This window comes from Vibrio sp. M260112, from assembly GCF_036533775.1.
GTDB lineage: Bacteria > Pseudomonadota > Gammaproteobacteria > Enterobacterales > Vibrionaceae > Vibrio.
In genome coordinates this window covers 70262-92815 of sequence record NZ_JATABH010000001.1, presented here as the reverse complement: position 1 = coordinate 92815, position 22554 = coordinate 70262, and the positions used below count along the sequence as shown (strand labels likewise).

The following is a 22554-nucleotide window of genomic DNA, read 5'->3' as shown; positions in this document are numbered from 1 at the left end:
AAACTTAACTGTTAACCACTAAAGCATTCTTCACAATTCAACGCACATTCAACCGCATCTACTAATGCTTCTATATGCTCAGGTTCACTAATGAACGGCGGCATCATATAAATCAGTTTGCCAAATGGGCGGATCCAAACCCCTTTCTCGACAAACAGTGCTTGAATCGTTTCCATATTGACTGGCGTCGTGGTTTCAACCACGCCAATGGCACCAAGCCAGCGAACGTCTTCTACCAACTTGTGCTGCTTTAACTTAGGCAGTAACTCAGAAAAAAGCTGTTCGATTTGCTTTGTCTGCTGCTGCCATTCATTTTGCTCTAGCAATTCCATGCTGGCAGTCGCGACTGCGCAGGCCAACGGGTTGGCCATAAAAGTAGGGCCATGCATAAAGCAACCTGCATCACCGCCACATACCGTATCCGCAACATCACTTGAGGCTAGCGTTGCTGATAGCGTCATGTAGCCACTGGTTAATGCTTTACCTACACATAGAATGTCAGGGGATATCTCAGCGTGCTCACAGGCAAACATTTTTCCGGTACGACCAAAGCCAGTCGCTATCTCATCAAGAATCAATAGCACGCCAAACTCATCACATAATTCTCTAACACCTTTAAGAAATTGAGGATGATAGATTCGCATTCCGCCAGCGCCTTGAACGATAGGTTCTAGGATCACGGCCGCTATCTGAGAATGGTTTTGAGCGAGCTTGTGCTTAAAGTCGGCTAAATCAGCTTCATCCCACTGCTCCCAGAAGCCGGTTTTTGGAGAAGAGGCGAAGATGTGTTCAGGCAAAAATCCTTTATACAAAGAGTGCATTGAGTTGTTAGGGTCTGTCACCGACATTGCAGCAAACGTATCACCATGATAGCCATCTCTGAGTGTTAGGAACTTAGGTCTCACTTGACCTTTTGCATGCCAGTATTGCAACGCCATTTTCAAGCTGACTTCCACCGCGACAGAACCCGAATCGGCCAAAAAGACATGCTGAAGATTATTTGGTGCAAATGAGAGTAGCTTTTTACACAGGTTAATCGCTGGATCATGAGTGATCCCGCCAAACATAACGTGAGACATCTTATCAATTTGGCTATGTGCGGCAGCATTGAGATGAGGATGATTGTATCCATGAATCGCAGACCACCATGATGACATGCCATCAATTAGCTGCTCACCAGACTCTAATTGCAGCATGACTCCTTTGGCGGAAACAACTGGGTAGCAGGTCAGAGGTGTCAGCGTTGAAGTATAGGGATGCCAGATATGACGGCGGTCGAAAGCGAGATCCATGTTCAGTTCCTGAAATCCTAATGATTAAAAATTAATCAAGTGTAAACTTTTGAAATTGCTGGGTGTTGACAGTCTACCTTGTGTCAGTAGACTAGCCAAGTATTCAAACTGACAATAATTAAAGGAAGCCCCGTGGAAGTACGTCACAACTGGACAGTTGCTCAAGTTAGAGAACTTATGGATAAGCCATTCATGGATCTTCTATTTGAAGCGCAACTGGTGCATCGTCAATATCAGCAGCACAACCATGTCCAAGTCAGCACCTTGCTTTCGATAAAAACAGGCGCTTGTCCTGAAGACTGTAAATACTGCCCCCAGAGCGCAAGATATACAACGGACGTAGAGAAAGAGCGTCTGATGGAAGTCGAGCGTGTTTTAGATGCAGCGCAGAAGGCTAAGAATGCAGGTTCGACCCGCTTCTGTATGGGAGCGGCATGGAAAAACCCAAAAGAACGCGATATGCCGCATCTGACCGATATGATTAAGGGCGTCAAAGGGATGGGGTTAGAAACCTGCATGACGCTGGGTATGCTTACTTCGGATCAAGCGAAAGCTTTAGCCGATGCAGGGTTAGACTACTACAACCACAACTTAGACACTTCACCTGAATTCTACGGCAACATTATTACTACTCGTACTTATCAGGACCGTCTGGATACACTTTCTCACGTTCGCGATGCAGGCATGAAGATATGTTCTGGCGGTATTATTGGTATGGGTGAGAATGCCAATGATCGTGCTGGCCTGCTTGTTGAACTGGCAAACCTACCTACTCACCCAGAGAGTGTGCCAATCAATATGTTGGTCAAAGTGAAAGGTACCCCACTAGAGAAGGTAGAAGATGTTGAACCATTCGATTTTATCCGTCTGATAGCGATTGCTCGAATCATGATGCCTAAGTCTGCGGTACGCCTGTCTGCTGGTCGTGAGAACATGAATGAGCAGATGCAAGCGCTGTGCTTTATGGCGGGGGCCAACTCCGTTTTCTATGGTTGTAAACTGCTGACAACACCAAACCCTTCTGAAGACAAAGATATGCTTCTGTTCGATAAGCTTGGCATTAATAGCCAGCAAGTGTCTCAGAAGCCCGATGAAATCGAAGAGAATGATCTTCTTGATCGAGTTGTAGAACGAGTGGCTGCACGCCCAACGAAAGACGACTTATTCTACGATGCAGGCGTTTAATACTCGAATTGCTAAAGCCCTTGAGCAACGTAAAACTCAGGGTTTAAGCCGTACTTTACTCAATATAGAACAAGGTAATCGTACCCACTTAGTTCACGAAGGTAACAGTTACCTTAATTTTTCCAGCAACGATTATCTTGGGTTAGCCGCGGATAAAGAGTTAACCAAAGCGTGGCAGCTAGGCCTAGAGCGTTATGGCAACGGTAGTGGTGCATCGCCATTGGTGACGGGTCATAGCTCTGCTCATCGCGATCTAGAACAGAGCTTATGCCAATGGCTGGGGTTTGAAAGGGCGATATTGTTTAGCTCGGGATTTTCTGCCAATCAAGCCATGCTATTTGCACTATTAGAGAAAGATGACCTGCTATTACAAGATAAGCTCAATCACGCCTCACTGATCGAAGCTGGTATGTTGTCGACTGCGAAGATGAAGCGTTTCAGACACAACGATGTTGACCACCTTTGCTCTTCCATTGATGGCAATACTTTGGTCGTCACAGAAGGGGTTTTTAGCATGGATGGTGATTTATCACCATTGGCAGATATCTATTCAGTGACACGTAAAAAAGCCTGGCTTGCGGTTGATGATGCTCATGGTATTGGTGTGCTTGGTAAAGATGGTCGTGGCAGTTGCCATCATGCGGGGATTCAGCCTGATTTGTTGGTCGTGACCTTTGGTAAAGCATTGGGTCTATCTGGAGCTGCAATTATGTGTAGCCGTGAGGTGGGGGACTATTTAACTCAGTTTGCCCGACATCATGTCTATTCGACCGCGATGCCCCCTGCACAGGCTGTGGCCTTAACTCAAGCGATCACTATGATTCAGGAGCAGTCATGGCGAAGAGAAAAATTGTGCGAACTCTCTGAGTATTACCATTCTCTGTTAGGGAATGAACAAGGTTACTGTGCAACTCAAACGCCGATTAAGCCATTTATTCTTGGTAGTAGTGAAAAGGCAATCAATATCGCATCACAGCTCAAAGCTAACGGTATCTGGGCGACGGCGATCCGTCCCCCTACAGTTGCTGTTGGTAGTGCACGACTGCGCGTGACTCTCACGGCTAGCCATGAAAAAGCACACATACGAGCATTGGCAAATCAGCTAAAAACAGCTTTGAAGGAAGTGGATTAATGGAACAAGCGGTATTGATTACTCCTGACCGTGTCAACGACAAAGCAGCGATTGCTGATGCATTCGGCAGAGCAGCCAAAACGTACGATCAACATGCAGAGTTTCAGCGTGATGTGGGCTTACGTGTGTTGGCCCAAATGCCTCAAGATCTTACGGGTAAAACGGTATTGGATTTGGGATGTGGGACAGGCTATTTCTCATTAGAGCTGATAAAACGTGGTGCGACGGTGATCTGTTTTGACCTGTCGCAACAGATGCTCGACGCCGCTAAACAGCGCTGTGGTGAGATGGCTACGTACTTGCAAGGAGATGCCGAAGCGTTGCCATTTGAAAATCATAGCATTGATTTTGCATTTTCCAGCTTAGCGCTACAGTGGTGTGATGACTTATCCGTGCCACTTCGTGAGCTGCGTCGAGTGATAAAACCGCTAGGTTCAATTTATTTTTCGACTTTACTCGACGGTTCTCTAAACGAGCTAAAACAAGCGTGGAGCAAAATTGATTCATATCAACACGTGAATCAATTTATCTCAGTCAATCAGGTAAAAATTGCGTTAGCGCAATCTGAATGCCATACGCATCAACTAGACTTACCGACCATTACGGTTTGGTACAAGACGGCATTTTCTTTAATGCGTGATCTTAAGGGCATTGGTGCAACGCATGTGGGTGGCAGGGCAAATGGCTTGACTGGTCGCAAAGCGTTACAACGTGTCGAACAAGAGTATCAAACAAACCAAAATCATCAGGGTCTTCTGCCTGCAACATATCAGGTCTGTTTAGGGGTTATTCATCTATGATTGATGCATTTTTTATTGCGGGTACGGATACCGATGTTGGAAAAACAGTTGCGTCTAAAGCGATTTTAAACGCGCTAGCGGAAAAGGATTTAAAAACCATAGGCTATAAGCCTGTCGCTGCGGGTTGCGAAAAAACGGAGTTTGGATTGCGAAACTCGGACGCGCTCTATCTGCAAAAAGCCGCTACGTTGGAAGTGGCGTATGATGACGTCAACCCATACGCACTAGCGTTGCCAGCGTCACCACATATTGCAGCTAAGCGAGAAGGAGTCGTCATCGATTACGCCGTACTGAGTGATAAGCTGTCACAGCACAAGAAAAATGCGGATATCGTGTTAGTTGAGGGCGCTGGCGGTTGGCGAGTACCTGTATCGGACTCTGATTGTTTGTCAACGTGGGTGCAGCAGGAAAAACTGCCTGTTGTCCTTGTGGTCGGTATTAAACTTGGCTGTCTTAGCCATGCAATGTTGACGCTCGATGCAATCAAAGCGGACGGTTTACAAGTCATCGGCTGGGTCGCAAACCGGATCAACCCAGGCACAGAGCACTATGCTGATATCATTGAGATGCTAGAGCAAAAAATTGATGCGCCGAAAATTGGTGAAATACCTTACGTTCCAAGCGTGAAGCGCAAAGGGCTTGCAAAGTATATTGATGTGACGCCTTTGCTAAAGGGCGACTGTTAGAGATATTAAAAGGGCTGCCATTGGCAGCCCTTTTTGCATTTGGTCAACAGCATTATCGCTCTTGATTAAGCCCCATCAGCGCACTTTGAGTCTCTGCAATACGTTTTTGTGTTTGATTGTCTACAGAGATACCTAACTGCTGCTTTGCCTCATCTTCCGAGATCCCTAAGTGGCAGCACAACAGATCAATAGCCATTTGATAGTCGTTAGTTTCAACCATGATTTTGTCCCTTATCCCTATGTCCCATGGAGTGGATCAGTAGTAAATCTAGCATGTTTGATTGGACTCTCAATACGACCAAAGTCTAACGCCTCGTGGTGTTGAGAAAGCTGACGATACATTATGGCGCTAATCCATTGATTGTAATGAAATTGAGAAATTTGCTGCGTCCAGAAATCAAATGTTTCAATTTGCTGCTTAACCTTGATATTAAAAGGGATAGACTATATCTATTAGGTAAAGAACAAGCTGGTCGTGATTTGAATGCATCAGCACAGAGAAAAAGCTTCCGTTTTTGGAGAAAAGTAATGAAGCGAGTAATGTTATTCCTTGTAACCAACTTAGCTGTTGTACTGGTATTAAGTGTTGTCCTCAACATTGTGTATGCAGTGACAGGCATGCAACCAGGCAGCCTTTCAGGGTTACTGGTGATGGCCGCGGTATTTGGTTTTGGTGGTTCGTTTATCTCATTGCTAATGTCAAAGAGTATGGCATTGCGTTCAGTGGGAGGCATGGTTATTGAGAGTCCGCGTAACGAAACAGAACATTGGCTGCTAGAAACGGTGCGTCGTCAATCTGAGCAAGTGGGTATTGGCATGCCAACGGTAGCCATCTATGATTCAGCGGATATCAATGCTTTTGCAACAGGTGCGAAACGAGATGACTCTTTGGTCGCGGTTTCGACAGGCCTATTGCACAACATGACTCGTGATGAAGCAGAAGCGGTGCTTGCGCACGAAGTTAGCCACATTGCCAATGGTGATATGGTTACCATGACCCTGATGCAAGGTGTTGTAAATACCTTCGTTATCTTCTTGTCTCGTTTTATCGCTAACCTTGTTGCGTCGAACGACAATGAAGAAGAAGGTGGTAGTAATATGATGGTTTACTTTGGTGTCAGTATGGTACTAGAACTCATCTTCGGTTTCCTAGCGAGCTTTATTACCATGTGGTACAGCCGTCATCGTGAATTCCACGCAGATTCAGGTGCCGCACAGTTGGTTGGTAAGCACAAGATGATCGCAGCGCTAGAACGTCTTAGAGTAAGTCATGAATCACAGCTAGAAGGTTCTATGATGGCGTTTGGCATCAATGGTAAGCGTTCAATGACAGAACTACTAATGAGCCACCCTCCACTAGACAAACGTATTGCTGCACTGCGCAATTCTTAATCTGTCGCTATAATTATTTGAAAAGGCTTGGTTTATAACCAAGCCTTTTTTGATCCGTTTGAAAAATCCTACGTACAAAAGCCATAAGTTATACAAAATCATTTTTGTACAACTTTAATTTTTCATCTATGATTTACATGTTATACAAATAAAATTTATGTATAGCTTTTAGGGGGTGACATATGGATGTCCAAGCTGTAAGCAAGGTATATCAACAACTGAACAAGGAAAATCTTCACCTTCTGTCGGATGTTTATCATCAAGAAGTGGTGTTTGAAGATGCTGCCCACCGCTTGGAAGGTTGGGACGCGCTTGAGCGCTATTTTGAGACACTCTACAAAAACGTGACACGTTGTGATTTTGAGATTCAGGAGCATCAGCAAACGGATGATAGTGGGTTTCTCACTTGGCGAATGGCATTAGAGCATCCAAAATTATCAAAAGGTACGGTGATTTATGTCAATGGCGTTAGTCATATTAAGTTTTCTGAAGGGCGAGTCATCTACCACAGAGACTATTTTGATTTGGGTGAAATGCTGTATGAGAACCTACCGTTACTTGGCTCAATTATAAAAAGCATCAAGCAGAGGTTAGGCCAATGAACTGCGTTCTGATTACGGGTGCGACATCGGGTATTGGCTATCAGTTAGCCAAAGATTACGCTGAAAATGGCTGGCATGTTATTGCTTGTGGACGTAACACTGCCGTTCTCAATGAAATGGTTGAGACGTCAACGTCGATCTCTTCACTAACCTTTGATCAAACAAACCTTGAGCAGACCAAAACGGCTTTGTCTCATTTGCCGATTACGCCCCAGTTATGGATATTCAATGCGGGTGATTGTGAGTACATCGAAGATGGGCAACTGGACGCTGAACTCATTAAGAGAGTTTTCGATATCAATGTGATTGGTTTGTCGAATGCTATCCACGCGTGTCAGCCGAATTTCAGCGCGGGGCATAGGGTGGCGATTATTGGCTCTATCGCCAGTGAAGTCGCGTTACCTAGAGCGGAAGCCTATGGTGCGTCAAAAGCTGCGGTCAGCTACCTCGCTAGAACTTTACAGTTGGACTTAAAACCACAGGGAATTGATGTTTCGATAGTCTACCCAGGCTTTGTGAAAACACCACTCACAGATAAGAACACCTTTGATATGCCAATGATGGTGACTGCGCAACAAGCATCCCAACAGATTCGTCATGGTTTAGCGAAGGGCAAAGGCCATATTTATTTTCCAACTAAATTTACATCAATTTTGCGATTGATTGGTGCATTGCCATACCGTTGGCAAAATGCTCTGACTGCAAAGTTGCTCGCCCAGGGATAGAGGTAACGATATGAAAATCGCAATTATAGGCAGTGGAATTTCTGGATTAACGTGTGGTTATTATCTTAGTCGTGACCACGATGTAACCTTGTTTGAAGCGAATGATTATATTGGAGGGCATACCGCGACGGTTGACGTCGAACTTGAGGGTAGTCGCTACTCCGTTGATACGGGCTTTATCGTTTATAACGATCGAACCTACCCGAATTTTATCGCCTTGATGAATGAGATTGGCGTGGAAGGAAGACCAAGCCAAATGAGCTTCAGCGTCCGAAATGACAGTAATGGGCTTGAGTATAATGGCCACACATTAACCACCTTATTTGCACAGAAGAGAAACTGGCTAAATCCTAAGTTTTACTCATTTATATTTGAAATATTGAGATTTAACCGCCTAGTCAAAGAGTGTGTTGATCAAACAACGGGCGAGAACACCTTAGGCGACTTCTTGACCTCTCACCGTTTTAGCGATTACTTCTGCGACAACTATATTCTACCAATGGGGGCGGCCATTTGGTCTTCAACTCTCGCAGATATGAGAGCGTTTCCTCTCCAGTTTTTTGCGCGTTTTTTCTTAAATCATGGACTGCTTGATGTGACAAACAGACCTCAATGGTATGTGATTAAAGGTGGATCTAGAGAGTACATCAAGCCATTGACTAAAGGGTTTACGGACAAGATTCGACTCAATAGTCCGGTCGAGTCAGTGAGTCGTGATCAAGCTGGGGTTACGGTTAGAGTTAATGGTCAAACCGAACGTTTTGACCAAGTGATTTTTGCTTGTCACAGCGATCAAGCTAAGCATTTGTTGGCTGATATCAGCTCAGTAGAGAGCGAAATCTTATCCGATTTAGCCTATCAGCCAAATGAAGTCGTTCTTCACACGGATGAATCTTTGCTGCCAAAACGAAAAGCGGCATGGGCATCATGGAACTATTGGTTGGATGGTGGTGAGCAAGAGCAATCTCGACCACCTACGTTGACCTACAATATGAACATCCTACAGCACATCCAAGCGCCAAAAACGTTTTGTGTTTCTTTAAACAGTAGCGATCAGATAGACAAAGACAAAATACTGAAAAGTTTTGTCTACCACCATCCGGTGTTTAGCCGCGACTCGATGGCCGCTCAGGCAAGACGCAATGAAATTAATGGCTTGTCTCGGACATGGTTTTGTGGCGCGTATTGGTACAACGGGTTCCATGAAGATGGCGTTCGCAGTGGATTGGATGTAGTGAGAGGAATACGTTTAGCCAGTGAAACCCTTCAATCTCAGGGAGCGGCTTAAGATGTCCTTGGAACAGCGTAACCATTTGCTGGTTGGAAACGTCCGACATCGTCGTTTTACGCCCATTGAACATGCGCTGAACTATCATCTATTTATGCCTTGTCTTGATCTGGATGATCTCGACGCTCTGCAACAGAGAGTGTGGGGGTTTGGTCAGAGATGGTGGCATTGGGCGAGGTTTAAGCGCCAAGACTATCTCGGTAGTGGGGACTTAAAACAAGCGGTATTGAGTAAGGTTCAACAGCTGGGTGGAGAACCGATTCAAGGAACCGTGAAAGCGGTCATCCATCTTCGATACTTTGGCATTTACTTCAGTCCGGTGAACTTTTACTACATTTACGACCAACAAGGTCATTGGAGATACTTGCTTGCGGAAGTCAGTAATACTCCTTGGAATGAGCGCCACTACTATCTGCTCGATGCTGATGACCGGAATACTTGGACTCACAGCAAAGCATTTCATGTCTCGCCATTCAATCCGCTAGAACAGCAATACCACTGGAACATCAAACCTCTGGGCGACAAGTTATCTGTTCACTTGGCTTGTCACCGAGAGAGTAAGGAGTTTGATGCTACGCTTAAAATGAACAAACATCCTTTTAATTCAAAAGTATTACTCAAGCACCTGATCGTTACACCCATAATGGCAGTAAAAGTGATGACAGGGATTTATTGGCACGCTTTAAAGCTCTGGATTAAAGGTGCACCGTTTTACTCTCATCCGAAATATCAACAAGGGCTTGACAGTTCAACGGATAACAGCGGCGCGGAACTAAAAAAATAACAAGGAACCGATGACATGATTAACTCACAGACACTGGCTTTGCCTGTTCAGTTAAGTTCAGTACAAAAAACAGCCCGAAATATCGCATTTTCTTGTCTCTGCAAGCTACAAGTTGGTTCTTTAACTGTGATTGAATCATTTAGTGATGAACCAGCACTGCGCGTAAGAGAGCAGTTTGGCAAGCCTAAAGAAGGTCAACCCAGCGCTATCATAGAAGTAAAGAATCCGGGCTTTTATGCCCGTTTGCTCAAGGGGGGCAGTATTGCTGCGGGTGAGGCATACATGGATGGTTGGTGGGATAGCCCTAACCTTACTCAACTGATGGAGTTGATGGCACTCAACTTGTCAGCGTTAGACTCTATAGAGAGCCGTTCTAGTTTGTTGTCCAAGCTTACTTATCAAGTCAGCCATTGGTTAAACAGAAATACGGTGGCCAATTCAGCCAAAAACATCGAAGCGCACTATGACCTGAGCAATGACCTTTACCAAACATTTCTCGACCCAAGAATGCTCTACTCGTCTGCTGTGTTTAACGATGACAGTGACTCTTTAGAGCAAGCGCAAATCAACAAGATGGAACGTTTGTGTCAGCAACTCAAGCTGACAGCGAACGATAGCGTGATCGAAATCGGCACAGGTTGGGGGGCAATGGCGATCTATATGGCGGAAACATATGGCTGCCATGTTACGACAACGACGATTTCAGAGCAGCAATACCAATATGCGAAACAGGCCATAGAGGCGAAAGGCTTGACCGATAGAATCACGTTACTTAAGAAAGACTATCGTTTGCTTGAAGGTGAATTTGACAAGCTGGTCTCGATCGAAATGATTGAAGCGGTTGGCAAACAGTTTTTGACGTCGTACATTCAGAAGTGCCAATCGTTACTCAAACCTGGTGGTCTGATGGCGATACAAGCAATTACCATTGCAGATCAACGTTATGACTACTACAGCAACAACGTTGACTTTATCCAGAAGTATATCTTTCCGGGTGGTTTTCTTCCTTCAATCACCGCTTTAACTCAAGCCACCACTAAGCATAGTGACTTGGTACTAAGAGATCTGTTTGACATAGGACAGGACTACGCACGCACGCTTAGTCACTGGTATGAGCGTTTCAATGTTGCGCAAGAACAGGTCTATAAACTCGGATTTGATGAACGTTTCATTCGCATGTGGAACTATTACTTCTGCTATTGTGAAGGCGGATTCCGAGCAAAATCGATCAGTACAGTGCACATGACGTTCCAACGTCCTTAACAAAGAGAGTGAGCTGATGAAGCGTCTCATACTCATCTCAACTTGGTTCCAGATTATCTGGTTCGTGGCTGTTATTGGGCAAACATCATGGCATTGGCTGACGTTGTTGTTAGTCACCTTTACTCTCTTAATCACCGCTATGCGTAGCGAATTTGCTTGGAAAAAGCTCGCGGTGATCGTGGCAGTGGGCATCAGCGTAGACTCGGTTAATATGGCGTTAGGACTCTTGCATTTTGAGCAAGGGTACCTTCCGTTATGGTTAGTCTCTCTATGGGTTATTTTTGCCTGGTACTGCTATTTTTTATATCCGGTAGTGAGCCAATACCCATTATCTATCGTATCAGTCATAGGTGGAATTGGTGGAGCACTCAGTTACAGTGCCGGTGAGAAGCTTAACGCGGTGACTTTCGGATTGCCGATAGTGTTAACAGCAGGCATCTTGTTAATTGAGTGGACCATTATGGTCTTATTGATTTTTAAGGTGTACGGATATGAAAATCATCCTGATACTCGTAACTTATCTAGTAGTGACAGCTAGTGCGTTGGCTTCTGTTGTCTCTGACAGGGTGGAACAAGACTGGCGCAATTGGTCAAAGGTAGGACAAGCGCAACTTACGATGCTTTTCTTTGATATTTACCACTCTCAGCTTCTTACACCGAGTGGGCGATATACACTTGACCCTGATATTACCCCGCATCCTTTGGCACTATCTATCACCTACCAAAGAGAGATTTCACAGCAGCAATTGATCGATGCGACGCTAGAACAATGGCAAAAGCTCGGCTACCAAGCAACACAAACCCAGCAATGGGCAGAGTATTTAGCGAGTATCTTCCCGAATATCAAGAAGGGACACAGTTTGACATATGTAACAGATGGTGTTCAGGGACAGTTTTATTTCTCTGAGCAGCAAGCGAGCATTAAGCTCATCGGTGTGATAGAGGAAGAACAGCTTAATGATGCATTTTTGGCTATTTGGCTCTCGCCCGATACTGAATATCCTAGCTTGAGAGAGCGCCTGATTGGGAGAGCACAATGATAACTCAGCTACGTGCGGCTATCGCCGCTCTGGTAATCCTGTTTTTACTAGGCTGTGCGGCGGAATTGGATGATTACCAATCTACTCAACCTAAATTTGACCTGTTCGAGTATTTTCAGGGAGAGTCGACGGCTTGGGGAATGGTGCAGGACTACTCCAGTAAACAGACGCGGCGTTTCGAAGTTAACATCAAAGGGAGCGTAGCGGGCAATGTGCTGACCTTAGTTGAAGATTTCGTTTTTGATGACGGAGAGACATCGCAGAGAATCTGGTCAATCGAGCGGGTTGGTGGTGGTCAATACCAAGGGCGTGCCGATGACATCATTGGTGTTGCCACAGGACGAGAAGTTGGTAATGCTCTGCAATGGCAGTATGATTTTGAATTGAAGATGGAACAATCAACGGTGGTGGTTACCTTCGATGATTGGTTATACAGACAAGATGACAGACATGTGTTCAACCTTACCAAAATCAAAAAGTTTGGCATTGAGGTAGGCACGATCACCCTGTTTTTCCAGAAGCAATAAACACAACGCTTCGCCCTGCGAGAAAATTGGAGCGCTTCGCTTGTGGATAACTGGCTCGGGCTTCACCCTACTGGCAGTGAGTGTTGGTAGGAAAATGATGCAACTTTTGGTCTTGAAGGTGTTGACAGGACTCGTTCCTAAAGCGAGCTAATAATCCAGCTCACCAAAATAAAAATGGGTTGACGCCTTAACGCCAACCCTCACACTACTCGCTACTCGCTACTCGCTACTCGCTACTCGCTACTCGCTACTCGCTACTCGCTACTCGCTTCTTACAGCTTGTCTGTCAGCTCAACCGCTTGACCGATGTAGTTTGCTGGCGTCATCTCTTTAAGACGTGCTTTCTCGTGCTCAGGAAGTTCAAGACCGTCGATAAAGCGACGCATTGCTTCACCGTCTACACGTTTACCACGAGTTAACTCTTTGAGCTTCTCGTATGGTTTTTCGATACCGTAGCGACGCATCACAGTTTGTACAGGCTCAGCTAGAACTTCCCAGTTCTTGTCCAGTTCTGCTAGTAGTGCTTCACGGTTAACTTCGAGTTTGCTGATGCCTTTTAGAGTAGAAGTGTAAGCGATGATTGCATAGCCAACACCAACACCTAGGTTACGTAGTACTGTTGAGTCCGTTAGGTCACGCTGCCAGCGAGAGATAGGCAGTTTTTGCGCTAGGTGACCGAATACAGCATTCGCTAGACCTAGGTTGCCTTCAGAGTTTTCAAAGTCAATTGGGTTAACTTTGTGTGGCATCGTTGACGAACCAATCTCACCAGCAACGGTTTTTTGTTTGAAGTGACCGAGTGCGATGTAGCCCCATACGTCACGATCGAAGTCGATTAGGATGGTGTTAAAACGCGCAACCGCATCAAACAATTCAGCGATGTAGTCGTGTGGCTCGATCTGAGTTGTGTAAGGGTTCCAAGTCACACCCAGCGACTCGGTGATGAACTCTTCGGAGAACGTGTGCCAATCTAGCTCAGGGTAAGCGGATAGGTGAGCGTTGTAGTTGCCGACAGCACCGTTGATTTTTGCTAGGATTTCAACGTTAGCGATCTGCTTGTATTGACGTTCCATACGGTACGCAACGTTTGCCATCTCTTTACCCATGGTTGATGGAGAAGCTGGCTGGCCGTGTGTACGTGACAGTAGTGGAATATCACGGTATTCAACAGCAAGAGCTTTAATCGCGTCGATGATGTTTTTGATTTCAGGAAGAATAACTTCGTCGCGAGCTTCTTTCAGCATTAGAGCGTGAGAGGTGTTGTTGATATCTTCTGATGTACATGCGAAGTGAATGAACTCATTTACTGCGTGTAGCTCAGGAACACCAGCAACTTTCTCTTTCAGAAAGTATTCAACCGCTTTAACGTCATGGTTTGTTGTGCGTTCGATCTCTTTGATACGAGCGGCATCTTCTTCAGAGAAATTTGCGGCTAGGTCATCTAGGAACTGATTGGCTTCTGCACTGAATGCAGGGACTTCTGCGATGGCATCTGTAGCTGCTAGCTTTTGTAACCAGCGGATTTCAACGATAGAGCGGTACTTTAGTAGACCAAACTCACTAAAGATGCTGCGAAGTGCAATAGTTTTACTTCCGTAACGACCGTCTACTGGTGAAACAGCAGTCAATGCTGACAGTTCCATGATGTTCTCCTGAATTGAGTTTCGAAATTTTGTGAGCTTTATACCAGCATCTTAGTGATTTGTCACGAATATTGCGCAAACGTTTGCGCGGGATTTGTTTTGGTATAAAGAAACAGCTCGCGCTAAGGCACGAGCTGGGAATTAATTATGACATTCTAGCAAGTAGGATCTGTGCTTGTTCTACCATCTTTTTTCGTCCAAAGATGAGGTGACGACGCTTACCGCCCACTTGTCGCCATAGTACCGCGCTGCGAATGCCAGACAACAGCAGAGCTCGAACTTTATGTTGATTTGTAGTCTGTTGCAGCACAGAAGGTGTCCCCGTTACTTGAATGCGAGGCCCCACTGGGCTAATGACATCAAGATAGACGCTGGCAAGGTTACTCAGCATCTGTTCGTCGAGTAAATCAAAGTGATCGAGTTGGCGTTCGAGCATTTGGATACGGTCGCCGAGCTGTGACATCGCATCGTTACGGCTTTGAAGCTTGCGCTCTAATGCCATCAAACTAATGATGTAACGGGTAATCTCACTGCCAGAAGGGGTGCTATCGATTCCTTTGACCAAACATTCTAGCCCCAGCTTCAAATCGACTTCACGACCATAAACACTGACCGTATTTGCAGGGTTAGTGTTTAAGATCGCTTTTAATGAAGTTTCAAACGCGTCAGAGTCACAGTGACCGTTTTTAGCGACTTGTTGTACCAAAGCAACAGCTTGGCAGATTCCAGCAAATGCGATAGTGCGGTCATAAAGTGTGTTAGCCACGTAATTCTACTCCAATGATTAAGATAAATTAAATTCGCTCTTCGATGATGCCGCCACCTAAGCAGACTTCACCTTGATAGAAAACAGCAGATTGTCCCGGTGTCACCGCAATTTGCGGCTCGTCGAAGATGACTTTGATGTTCTCATCATCGATAGGGATGATAGTACATGGGATATCTGTTTGACGGTAGCGAGTTTTCACAGTGCATTGTAACGGTTCTTTAATCGCTTCACGATCAACCCAGTGCAATTGGGAAGCGATAAGTCCTTGAGACTTCAACATTGGGTGATCTTTACCCTGCACCGCGATAAGAACGTTGCGTTTGAGATCTTTTTTGCCAACGAACCATGGGTCTTCATTACCGCCGCCGCCTTTCTGACCACCAATGTGCAGACCTTTACGCTGGCCAAGAGTGTGATACATCAGGCCATTGTGCTTGCCAATCACTTTACCTTCAGGTGTTTCTATATCGCCTGGTTGAGCAGGTAAGTAACGACCTAGGAAATCGGTAAACTTACGTTCACCAATAAAGCAGATACCCGTGGAATCTTTTTTCTTCGCGGTGATCAGATCTTGTTCTTCTGCAATACGGCGAACTTCAGGCTTTTCTAACTCACCAACAGGGAATAGGCTGCGTGCCACTTGATCGCTGCTTAGAGTATAGAGGAAGTAACTTTGATCTTTGTTGCTGTCTAGGCCGCGCAGCATTTTAGGTTTTTCACCTGCTGCAAGCTCTTCAGCAGTCGGGAACGTACGGCGAACGTAATGACCCATAGCGATGTAATCAGCATCAAGAACTTCATCAGCAAACTCGAGGAATGCTTTGAATTTGATCTCTTTATTACACAAGATATCTGGGTTTGGCGTGCGGCCTGCTTTGTATTCAGCAAGGAAATACTCAAACACGTTGTCCCAGTATTCCGCTGCAAAGTTAATGGTGTGTAGGTGGATGCCTAGTTTGTCGCACACTGCTTGCGCGTCTGCAAGGTCTTCAGCTGCTGTACAGTACTCTTCATTGTCATCCTCTTCCCAGTTTTTCATGAATAGGCCTTCAACTTGATAGCCCTGTTGCTTGAGAAGATAAGCAGAAACGGATGAATCCACACCGCCGGACATGCCAACGATGACTTTCTTTTGACTGTTATCAGTACAGTTGTCAGACATTACTAAACACCACTTAAATAAACTGGAGGCAGATTTTATCAGAAAGCATAGCAAGGGGACAGATCCGAGATCGAACTCACACTTCGATTTTGGTCAATTTCCCCTCAATCACTGACAGAAACCTGAGAATAATTGAGTATAGAGAATCTATATATGGCATAGTTGCACAAATTCAAGTTCCACAGAGCAACTGAAATGAGCGACCAGAACCAAATCATCGAAGAGCAACAATTGATTGAGGTGATTGAAAATCAGCTAGAGGATGGAAACCCAATTAAAGTCAAAGAGACTTTGATGCGTTTGATGATGACAGGCACCTCCCGTGAAGACGCCATTGCCATGATGGCTTGTGCCGTGGCTATTGAGATTTATGATGTCATGAAAAACGACGGTGAGTTCAACCTAAAGCGTTACTCTGAAAATCTAGCAAGTTTACCGGATCTAAGCTTTATAGAAGGCGAGTAATCCGTCATATCACATTTGATCAGGTCTCAGTGAAATTGAATGTGAGATCTGACATTCTGTTTGGGAACGGAGAGCGAATGTGCTCGAAGTAGCAACAATCAGCCACTTTGTTGATGAAAATCCCTTCTTATTTAATACGTACTAAATCGCCTCAGATTTAATTACGATTGCAAACGTTTGCTATAATTCCTCTAGTTGCCGCGCTAAAAAGGGCGAGGTAGAATCCGGCATCCTTTCATCCCTTATTCAGAATCATCAATATGAAATTTCCTGGTCAACGCAAATCGAAGCATTACTTTCCTGTTCACGCTCGCGATCCGCTTGTGACTCAATCACAAGAAAGCAAAAAAATGTCGCGTACGCACATTATTGGTATCGATCAAACCTTGGTAGATATTGAAGCGAAAGTAAACAGCGAGTTGATTGATAAATATAAGCTGAGTAAGGGACACTCACTGGTTATTGATGATGAGACAGCTGAAGCTTTATATAACGAGTTGAAAGAAAGCCAACTTATCACCAATGAATACGCTGGTGGTACCATCGGTAATACGCTTCATAATTACTCAGTCTTAGCGGATGATCGTTCAACACTGCTTGGTGTAATGATCCAGGATATTAAAATTGGTAGCTATGGTTACCGTTATTTGTGTAATACGTCTAGCCGTATGGATCTTAACTATCTGCAAGGTGTTGATGGTGCAATTGGCCGCTGTTTTGCTCTTATTACTGAAGATGGTGAACGTACTTTTGCTATTAGTGAAGGTCAGATGAACCAACTTCATCCTGATAGTATTCCAGAAAAAATCTTTAAAAATGCTTCGGCTCTTGTACTCACCGCTTATTTAGTTCGTTGTAAAGAGGGCGATCCGATGCCTGAAGCGACGATGAGAGCGATTGAATACGCTAAGAAATATGAAGTGCCGGTCGTACTGACACTTGGAACTAAGTTTGTGATTCAAGACGATCCTCAATTCTGGCAGGATTTCTTACGTGATCACGTTAGTGTCGTTGCAATGAATGAAGATGAAGCAGAAGCGTTAACGGGTGAGTCTGATCCTCTAGCGGCGTCAGATAAAACTCTGGAATGGGTTGATTTAGTATTATGTACTGCGGGTCCTGTTGGTCTATTTATGGCTGGTTACACTGAGGATTCAGCTAAACGTGAAACGTCTTTGCCTCTTCTTCCTGGTAGTATTGCAGAATTCAACCGTTATGAATTTAGCCGACCAGCTTCAAAAGACTTATGTGAGAATCCAATTAGAGTTTACTCTCATATTTCGCCATATATGGGTGGTCCGGAAAAAATCAAAAATACCAACGGAGCGGGGGATGCAGCACTATCGGCGTTGTTGCATGATATGGCGGCAAATAAGTACCACAAAAAAAACGTGCCTAACTCAAGTAAACATGCGTATTCATATTTGACTTACTCCTCTTTCTCACAAGTTTGTAAGTATTCTAACCGAGCGAGTTATGAAGTTTTAGTTCAGCATTCACCGCGTTTGTCTCGTGGTTTACCTGAGCGTGAAGATAGCTTGGAAGAAGCGTATTGGGAACGTTAATCAACGAATAAATAACAAACCTCACTCGAGTGAGGTTTGTTAGCGATAAAAAAGCGCCCAATGGGCGCTTTTTTTAATTGCTTGTAACAAACGTTGACCGATTAGATTAGGAAATCGTCTAGAGATTTACCAGCGTCTAATAGCTCTTGAATTGCAGAAGGCGTACGGCCTTGACCTGTCCATGTTTTCTCTTGGCCTGTGCTGTCAGTGAACTTATATTTTGCAGGACGAGGAGCGCGCTTAGATTTCGCTTTGCCTTTAGTTTCACCGGTAAGTGCAGAAATTAATGCTTCAACGTCGATACCGTCGCTTGCAATTTGCTCCGCAATTGCGGCTAGCTTCGCTTCTTGTTCAGCAGCTTGTGCACGTTCAGCTTCTTCTGTTTCTTTACGTTCGCTAACAACAGTCGTTAATTTATCTAGCGCTTCTTCAAGTTGCTCTAGTGTTAGTTCACGTGCGAAAGCACGTAGGCTACGGATGTTTAATAGTGTTTTAGTTAGTTCCGACATTAATTCGTCTCTTCGTATATAAGTTGTCGATGAATGAATCATAAACTTCAAATTTAAATAATACAATCTTCTGCAATAAAAAATATAAAAAACAGCGGATGTTTCGGTGTTGCTGTCTCAATGAATTAAAAAGCGAAGAGCGCAATAGAGTCGTAAATCTGATTAATTAAATTACGATAGAGTTACTGTTATTATAGTTTCATATCAATATGGGAAGAGCTATATATCAATCCTATTAATTGTAGGGTTGTTACTGTTTTAACCTTTAGACATATATATACGTTGTTAATGTGGGTATGTTAACCAGAGTCAATAAAGACCATATAGGGTCAGCTTGTTTTCCCTGCGTATCTATTATTACTGGCTAAATAGTAGTGACTATTAAACCGGATGACTATTCATCCGTCATGGAATCTTAGTCAGTCGCTTCGAATGGGACAAATTAACAATAAAATCGAATAATATGTTGAATCGACTCTCAGGTTAAGTACAATGGCTGGAACCTAATGCGATTGTCGGGTTAAATTATTGTTAAATTGACTTTTCGGTAGTTTAATATTTTACACATCGCGGTAGAGGCGCGGAATAAATCAGTAATGTTTGTTGGGGTGATGCCAATGAACAAACAGGAAAGGTTATTTCGCCGAAGTGAGTATTCATATCAACGATGCTTGCTGGGGTTGCACCCGAAAGGGGTAACACTGCCATAGTCTATAATTTGTAAAACTATGGAGCGCTACTGTAGGGCTGGGTTAAGCATTCGCTTGCTCGTCGCTAATTTCACTTAATTGTTAGGAAATGATTTCCTTCAATTAGTCTGCAGTAGATCTCTAACCATTTATTACTGGTTTTTGAAGATCATGAATTTAATTGATTTTGCATCATCTCCTATTTCTCTCTTGCCACCATTAGTGGCTTTGAGTCTTGCTATCGTAACGCGCCGCGTTTTGGTATCACTCGGTGTCGGTATCTTACTTGGCGCTATCTTACTAAATGACTATTCTGCATCAAATACGCTGGGTTACGTCGGTTCAACGGTATCTAGTGTTTTTGTTGAAGATGGCGGCTTAAACGTTTGGAATATGAGCATTGTTGGTTTCCTTATCCTGTTGGGTATGATGACTGCATTGCTGACGCTTTCCGGCGGAACTAGTGCTTTTGCTGAGTGGGCACAAACACGTGTTAAGAGTAAACGTGGCTCAAAATTACTGGCTGCTTTTTTAGGCGTTTTCATTTTTGTTGATGATTACTTTAACAGCTTGGCGGTAGGTGCCATCTCTCGTCCTGTGACGGATCGTTTTTACGTATCACGTGCGAAACTGGCATATATCCTCGATTCAACCGCAGCACCTATGTGTGTGATTATGCCAGCTTCGAGCTGGGGTGCCTACATCATGACGATCATCGGTGGCATTCTTGTTTCTCATGGCATCACTGAATACTCTGCGCTTGGTGCGTATGTACGTCTGATTCCAATGAACTTCTACGCGATTTTTGCACTGCTAATGGTGTTTGCGGTAGCTTGGTTTGGCTTAGACATTGGTAAAATGCGTGAGCATGAGATTGCAGCATCGCGTGGACATGGGTTTAGCGCAGAACAAGCTGAAGATAGCCAAGAAGCGCATGAGTTGAATGAAGAGCTGGATATCCGCGAGAGCGAAGGCGGTAAAGTATCAGATTTGATCCTGCCAATTGTATTCCTGATCATCGCAACTGTTGCTTCTATGCTTTACACCGGTGGCCAAGCGTTGGCTGCTGATGGTGTCGAATTTAATCTGCTGGGTGCGTTTGAGAATACCGATGTCGGTACCTCTCTTATCTACGGTGGTTTAGTCGGGCTTGCGTTTGCACTATTCACAGTGGTTAAGCAGGGCATTGCGATGGGCGAAATCTCACGTACGCTTTGGATTGGTGCGAAATCAATGTTTGGTGCAATCCTTATTCTAGTGTTTGCGTGGACGATTGGCTCTGTTATTGGTGATATGAACACGGGTAAGTACCTTTCGACTCTTGCACAAGGCAATATCAACCCACATTGGTTACCAGTGATCTTGTTCCTGCTATCTGGCTTAATGGCATTCTCGACAGGTACCTCATGGGGTACGTTCGGTATCATGCTTCCAATTGCGGGTGATATGGCTGGTGCAACGGATCTGGCGCTGATGCTGCCAATGCTAAGTGCAGTACTTGCTGGTTCGGTATTCGGTGACCACTGTTCTCCAATCTCTGATACCACAATTCTGTCGTCTACAGGTGCGCGTTGTAACCATATCGATCACGTATCCACTCAGCTACCTTATGCACTGGCGGTGGCGGCGGTCTCGTGTATTGGCTTTGTTACCTTAGGTATGACTGCTTCAATTGGACTTTCATTTGCGGTTTCTTCGATTGCTTTCGCCGCGATTTGTGTGCTTCTTTCGGTATTGTCTAAATCGAAAATGGCAAATTGCCACAACGCATAACCACATCATTTGAACGAAAAATTTAAAGGGAGCTTCGGCTCCCTTTTTATTTGTATATGACAAAATGAAAAAAGTTTAAATAAATGGTTGAAAAATGTTGATAGCTTAGTTAGTGTGGATAACAACAAAGCGAAACAGAAGAGCTTATTAAGTATGCGTAATTTAGTCATGAATATTCATCATCACCATCACCCAGTCTAGTCTTTCGGGAGATGCACGCATACCCGGGAGACAGGAAACTCCCGGAGGCTAATATCGCAAACTACAAGATTTAGAACCCTCGGGAGACCAACTCTTCCGAGGGTTTTTCAGTTTTACAGTCTTGAAAAGTTTATCGATTTCAAATATTTGCACAGGGAAAATGTCATGCAAACACAACGCCTAAGAATCGCAATCCAAAAGAAAGGTCGCCTAAGTAAAGAGTGTCAGACTCTACTAAAAACGTGCGGCGTTAAATTCAATATCATGGGTGAGCGTCTTGTGGTTCACTCACTAAATATGCCGATTGACCTGTTGCTTGTTCGTGACGATGACATTCCTGGCCTTATTATGGACGGTGTGGTTGATCTTGGTTTTATCGGTGAAAACGAACTGGAAGAAGTGCGTCTTGACCGTAAAGCGCTGGGTGAACCATGTGACTTCGTCCAACTGCGTCGCTTAGACTTTGGTGGTTGCCGCCTATCTATCGCCATCGACAAAGATGCTCAGTACAACGGTCCACAAGATTTAGCGGGCAAACGTATCGCGACCACATACCCACAATTGCTTAAAGCCTACATGGACGAGCAGGGCGTGCCTTTTTCAACGTGTATGCTGACTGGCTCTGTTGAGGTAGCGCCACGAGCGGGTTTGGCTGACGCGATTGCCGACTTGGTATCGACAGGCGCGACGTTGGAAGCCAATGGTCTCAAAGAAGCAGAAATTATTTTCAAATCTAAAGCGACGCTTATCCAACGTGTTGGTGAGTTTGATGCTGAAAAGCAGGCGCTTATTGAAAAGCTGCTCACTCGTATGCAGGGTGTTCAACAGGCAAAAGAGTCTAAGTACATCATGCTGCACGCGCCGACAGACAAACTCGATAAAATCAAAGCGCTACTTCCAGGTGCGGAAGATCCAACAGTTCTACCACTATCAAGCGAGATAAACAAAGTTGCCGTTCACCTTGTGAGTACAGAGAACTTGTTCTGGGAAACAATGGAACAGCTAAAAGAGCTGGGTGCGAGCTCAATCCTTGTCCTTCCAATCGAAAAAATGATGGGGTAA

Annotated in this window: 23 protein-coding genes, 1 riboswitch and 1 other annotated feature; of the genes, 17 read left to right on the top strand and 6 right to left on the bottom strand. The window is 44.6% G+C overall.

The window, feature by feature from the left end; all coding sequences use genetic code 11:
• Positions 1–11 precede the first annotated feature (11 nt).
• Positions 12–1292 carry an adenosylmethionine--8-amino-7-oxononanoate transaminase gene (bioA, locus tag QTN95_RS00410; protein WP_331415923.1) on the bottom strand — a complete coding sequence of 427 codons (1281 nt, stop codon included), beginning with the start codon at positions 1290–1292 and terminating at the stop codon, positions 12–14.
• Between the two features lie 132 nt (positions 1293–1424).
• Between bioA and bioB the strand changes: the two genes are divergently transcribed.
• The 4 genes from bioB to bioD are packed head-to-tail and all read left to right on the top strand — an operon-like array spanning position 1425 to position 5095.
• A complete protein-coding gene (gene bioB, locus QTN95_RS00405; protein ID WP_138970287.1) occupies positions 1425–2477 on the top strand; it encodes a biotin synthase BioB in 1053 nt (350 codons plus the stop codon).
• Positions 2464–3609, top strand: a complete 1146-nt coding sequence (gene bioF / locus QTN95_RS00400; RefSeq protein ID WP_331415922.1) for an 8-amino-7-oxononanoate synthase — start codon at positions 2464–2466, stop codon at positions 3607–3609. Before bioB ends, bioF begins: the two co-directional genes overlap by 14 nt.
• Positions 3609–4409 carry a malonyl-ACP O-methyltransferase BioC gene (gene bioC, locus QTN95_RS00395; protein WP_331415921.1) on the top strand — a complete coding sequence of 267 codons (801 nt, stop codon included), beginning with the start codon at positions 3609–3611 and terminating at the stop codon, positions 4407–4409. The genes bioF and bioC overlap by 1 nt, the downstream gene beginning before the upstream one ends.
• On the top strand, positions 4406–5095 hold the full coding sequence (gene bioD / locus QTN95_RS00390; RefSeq protein WP_331415920.1) for a dethiobiotin synthase: 690 nt from the start codon (positions 4406–4408) through the stop codon (positions 5093–5095). The genes bioC and bioD overlap by 4 nt, the downstream gene beginning before the upstream one ends.
• 52 nt (positions 5096–5147) lie before the next feature.
• On the opposite strand, the gene QTN95_RS00385 is transcribed toward bioD, so the two are convergent.
• Entirely contained in the window at positions 5148–5315 is a 168-nt protein-coding gene (locus QTN95_RS00385) for a hypothetical protein (protein WP_269377266.1), read from the bottom strand.
• Positions 5316–5623: 308 nt separating this feature from the next.
• Here QTN95_RS00385 and htpX point away from each other — a divergent pair, with 308 nt between their 5' ends.
• From htpX to QTN95_RS00340, 9 genes are all read left to right on the top strand, one after another.
• A complete protein-coding gene (gene htpX, locus QTN95_RS00380; RefSeq protein ID WP_331416036.1) occupies positions 5624–6487 on the top strand; it encodes a protease HtpX in 864 nt (287 codons plus the stop codon).
• Positions 6488–6669: 182 nt separating this feature from the next.
• The gene (locus QTN95_RS00375) at positions 6670–7089 is read left to right on the top strand and encodes a nuclear transport factor 2 family protein (protein ID WP_331415919.1); all 420 of its coding nucleotides are present in this window, start codon (positions 6670–6672) and stop codon (positions 7087–7089) included.
• Positions 7086–7814: an SDR family oxidoreductase gene (locus QTN95_RS00370; protein WP_331415918.1), complete on the top strand. Its 729-nt coding sequence runs from the start codon at positions 7086–7088 to the stop codon at positions 7812–7814. The genes QTN95_RS00375 and QTN95_RS00370 overlap by 4 nt, the downstream gene beginning before the upstream one ends.
• Positions 7815–7824: 10 nt before the next feature.
• A complete protein-coding gene (locus tag QTN95_RS00365; protein WP_331415917.1) occupies positions 7825–9102 on the top strand; it encodes an NAD(P)/FAD-dependent oxidoreductase in 1278 nt (425 codons plus the stop codon).
• 1 nt (position 9103) lies between these two features.
• On the top strand, positions 9104–9886 hold the full coding sequence (locus QTN95_RS00360) for a DUF1365 domain-containing protein (RefSeq protein ID WP_331415916.1): 783 nt from the start codon (positions 9104–9106) through the stop codon (positions 9884–9886).
• Between the two features lie 15 nt (positions 9887–9901).
• Positions 9902–11149: a cyclopropane-fatty-acyl-phospholipid synthase family protein gene (locus QTN95_RS00355; protein ID WP_331415915.1), complete on the top strand. Its 1248-nt coding sequence runs from the start codon at positions 9902–9904 to the stop codon at positions 11147–11149.
• 16 nt (positions 11150–11165) lie between these two features.
• Complete coding sequence (locus QTN95_RS00350; RefSeq protein WP_331415914.1) at positions 11166–11687, top strand: DUF2878 domain-containing protein; 522 nt, start codon at positions 11166–11168, stop codon at positions 11685–11687.
• Entirely contained in the window at positions 11641–12189 is a 549-nt protein-coding gene (locus QTN95_RS00345) for a chalcone isomerase family protein (protein WP_331415913.1), read from the top strand. The genes QTN95_RS00350 and QTN95_RS00345 overlap by 47 nt, the downstream gene beginning before the upstream one ends.
• Positions 12186–12716: a DUF3833 domain-containing protein gene (locus QTN95_RS00340; RefSeq protein ID WP_331415912.1), complete on the top strand. Its 531-nt coding sequence runs from the start codon at positions 12186–12188 to the stop codon at positions 12714–12716. Before QTN95_RS00345 ends, QTN95_RS00340 begins: the two co-directional genes overlap by 4 nt.
• Positions 12717–12988: 272 nt before the next feature.
• Here the strand turns inward: QTN95_RS00340 and purB are convergent, their stop codons facing one another.
• From purB to mnmA, 3 genes are all read right to left on the bottom strand, one after another.
• Positions 12989–14359 (bottom strand): adenylosuccinate lyase, encoded by a 1371-nt coding sequence (purB, locus tag QTN95_RS00335; protein WP_331415911.1) that lies wholly within the window; start codon positions 14357–14359, stop codon positions 12989–12991.
• A gap of 145 nt (positions 14360–14504) precedes the next feature.
• Positions 14505–15125 (bottom strand): high frequency lysogenization protein HflD, encoded by a 621-nt coding sequence (gene hflD, locus QTN95_RS00330; protein ID WP_138970302.1) that lies wholly within the window; start codon positions 15123–15125, stop codon positions 14505–14507.
• 28 nt (positions 15126–15153) lie between these two features.
• Positions 15154–16290 carry a tRNA 2-thiouridine(34) synthase MnmA gene (mnmA, locus tag QTN95_RS00325; protein ID WP_331415910.1) on the bottom strand — a complete coding sequence of 379 codons (1137 nt, stop codon included), beginning with the start codon at positions 16288–16290 and terminating at the stop codon, positions 15154–15156.
• A 195-nt stretch (positions 16291–16485) separates the two neighbouring features.
• Between mnmA and QTN95_RS00320 the strand changes: the two genes are divergently transcribed.
• Positions 16486–16755 carry a hypothetical protein gene (locus QTN95_RS00320; RefSeq protein WP_331415909.1) on the top strand — a complete coding sequence of 90 codons (270 nt, stop codon included), beginning with the start codon at positions 16486–16488 and terminating at the stop codon, positions 16753–16755.
• Between the two features lie 260 nt (positions 16756–17015).
• Positions 17016–18320, top strand: a complete 1305-nt coding sequence (locus QTN95_RS00315) for an inosine/guanosine kinase (protein ID WP_331415908.1) — start codon at positions 17016–17018, stop codon at positions 18318–18320.
• A 101-nt stretch (positions 18321–18421) separates the two neighbouring features.
• Here the strand turns inward: QTN95_RS00315 and QTN95_RS00310 are convergent, their stop codons facing one another.
• Positions 18422–18829, bottom strand: a complete 408-nt coding sequence (locus tag QTN95_RS00310) for an H-NS family histone-like protein (protein WP_331415907.1) — start codon at positions 18827–18829, stop codon at positions 18422–18424.
• Positions 18830–19394: 565 nt separating this feature from the next.
• Positions 19395–19576: riboswitch (Lysine riboswitch) on the top strand.
• 113 nt (positions 19577–19689) lie between these two features.
• Here QTN95_RS00310 and QTN95_RS00305 point away from each other — a divergent pair.
• A complete protein-coding gene (locus QTN95_RS00305; RefSeq protein ID WP_331415906.1) occupies positions 19690–21291 on the top strand; it encodes a Na+/H+ antiporter NhaC family protein in 1602 nt (533 codons plus the stop codon).
• Between the two features lie 176 nt (positions 21292–21467).
• Positions 21468–21604 (top strand) — a sequence feature (His leader region).
• A 53-nt stretch (positions 21605–21657) separates the two neighbouring features.
• Positions 21658–22554, top strand: a complete 897-nt coding sequence (gene hisG, locus QTN95_RS00300; RefSeq protein WP_138970308.1) for an ATP phosphoribosyltransferase — start codon at positions 21658–21660, stop codon at positions 22552–22554.

Coding starts and splice junctions, on each gene's coding strand:
- QTN95_RS00340 (WP_331415912.1), top strand. CDS start 12,186: ATGATAACTCAGCTACGTGCGGCTATCGCCGCTCTGGTAATCCTGTTT.
- QTN95_RS00350 (WP_331415914.1), top strand. CDS start 11,166: ATGAAGCGTCTCATACTCATCTCAACTTGGTTCCAGATTATCTGGTTC.
- QTN95_RS00365 (WP_331415917.1), top strand. CDS start 7,825: ATGAAAATCGCAATTATAGGCAGTGGAATTTCTGGATTAACGTGTGGT.
- bioA (WP_331415923.1), bottom strand. CDS start 1,292: ATGGATCTCGCTTTCGACCGCCGTCATATCTGGCATCCCTATACTTCA.
- QTN95_RS00310 (WP_331415907.1), bottom strand. CDS start 18,829: ATGTCGGAACTAACTAAAACACTATTAAACATCCGTAGCCTACGTGCT.
- bioC (WP_331415921.1), top strand. CDS start 3,609: ATGGAACAAGCGGTATTGATTACTCCTGACCGTGTCAACGACAAAGCA.
- bioF (WP_331415922.1), top strand. CDS start 2,464: ATGCAGGCGTTTAATACTCGAATTGCTAAAGCCCTTGAGCAACGTAAA.
- hisG (WP_138970308.1), top strand. CDS start 21,658: ATGCAAACACAACGCCTAAGAATCGCAATCCAAAAGAAAGGTCGCCTA.
- mnmA (WP_331415910.1), bottom strand. CDS start 16,290: ATGTCTGACAACTGTACTGATAACAGTCAAAAGAAAGTCATCGTTGGC.
- QTN95_RS00375 (WP_331415919.1), top strand. CDS start 6,670: ATGGATGTCCAAGCTGTAAGCAAGGTATATCAACAACTGAACAAGGAA.
- QTN95_RS00370 (WP_331415918.1), top strand. CDS start 7,086: ATGAACTGCGTTCTGATTACGGGTGCGACATCGGGTATTGGCTATCAG.
- QTN95_RS00360 (WP_331415916.1), top strand. CDS start 9,104: ATGTCCTTGGAACAGCGTAACCATTTGCTGGTTGGAAACGTCCGACAT.
- QTN95_RS00305 (WP_331415906.1), top strand. CDS start 19,690: ATGAATTTAATTGATTTTGCATCATCTCCTATTTCTCTCTTGCCACCA.
- QTN95_RS00345 (WP_331415913.1), top strand. CDS start 11,641: ATGAAAATCATCCTGATACTCGTAACTTATCTAGTAGTGACAGCTAGT.
- QTN95_RS00385 (WP_269377266.1), bottom strand. CDS start 5,315: ATGGTTGAAACTAACGACTATCAAATGGCTATTGATCTGTTGTGCTGC.
- htpX (WP_331416036.1), top strand. CDS start 5,624: ATGAAGCGAGTAATGTTATTCCTTGTAACCAACTTAGCTGTTGTACTG.
- QTN95_RS00315 (WP_331415908.1), top strand. CDS start 17,016: ATGAAATTTCCTGGTCAACGCAAATCGAAGCATTACTTTCCTGTTCAC.
- bioD (WP_331415920.1), top strand. CDS start 4,406: ATGATTGATGCATTTTTTATTGCGGGTACGGATACCGATGTTGGAAAA.
- purB (WP_331415911.1), bottom strand. CDS start 14,359: ATGGAACTGTCAGCATTGACTGCTGTTTCACCAGTAGACGGTCGTTAC.
- QTN95_RS00355 (WP_331415915.1), top strand. CDS start 9,902: ATGATTAACTCACAGACACTGGCTTTGCCTGTTCAGTTAAGTTCAGTA.
- QTN95_RS00320 (WP_331415909.1), top strand. CDS start 16,486: ATGAGCGACCAGAACCAAATCATCGAAGAGCAACAATTGATTGAGGTG.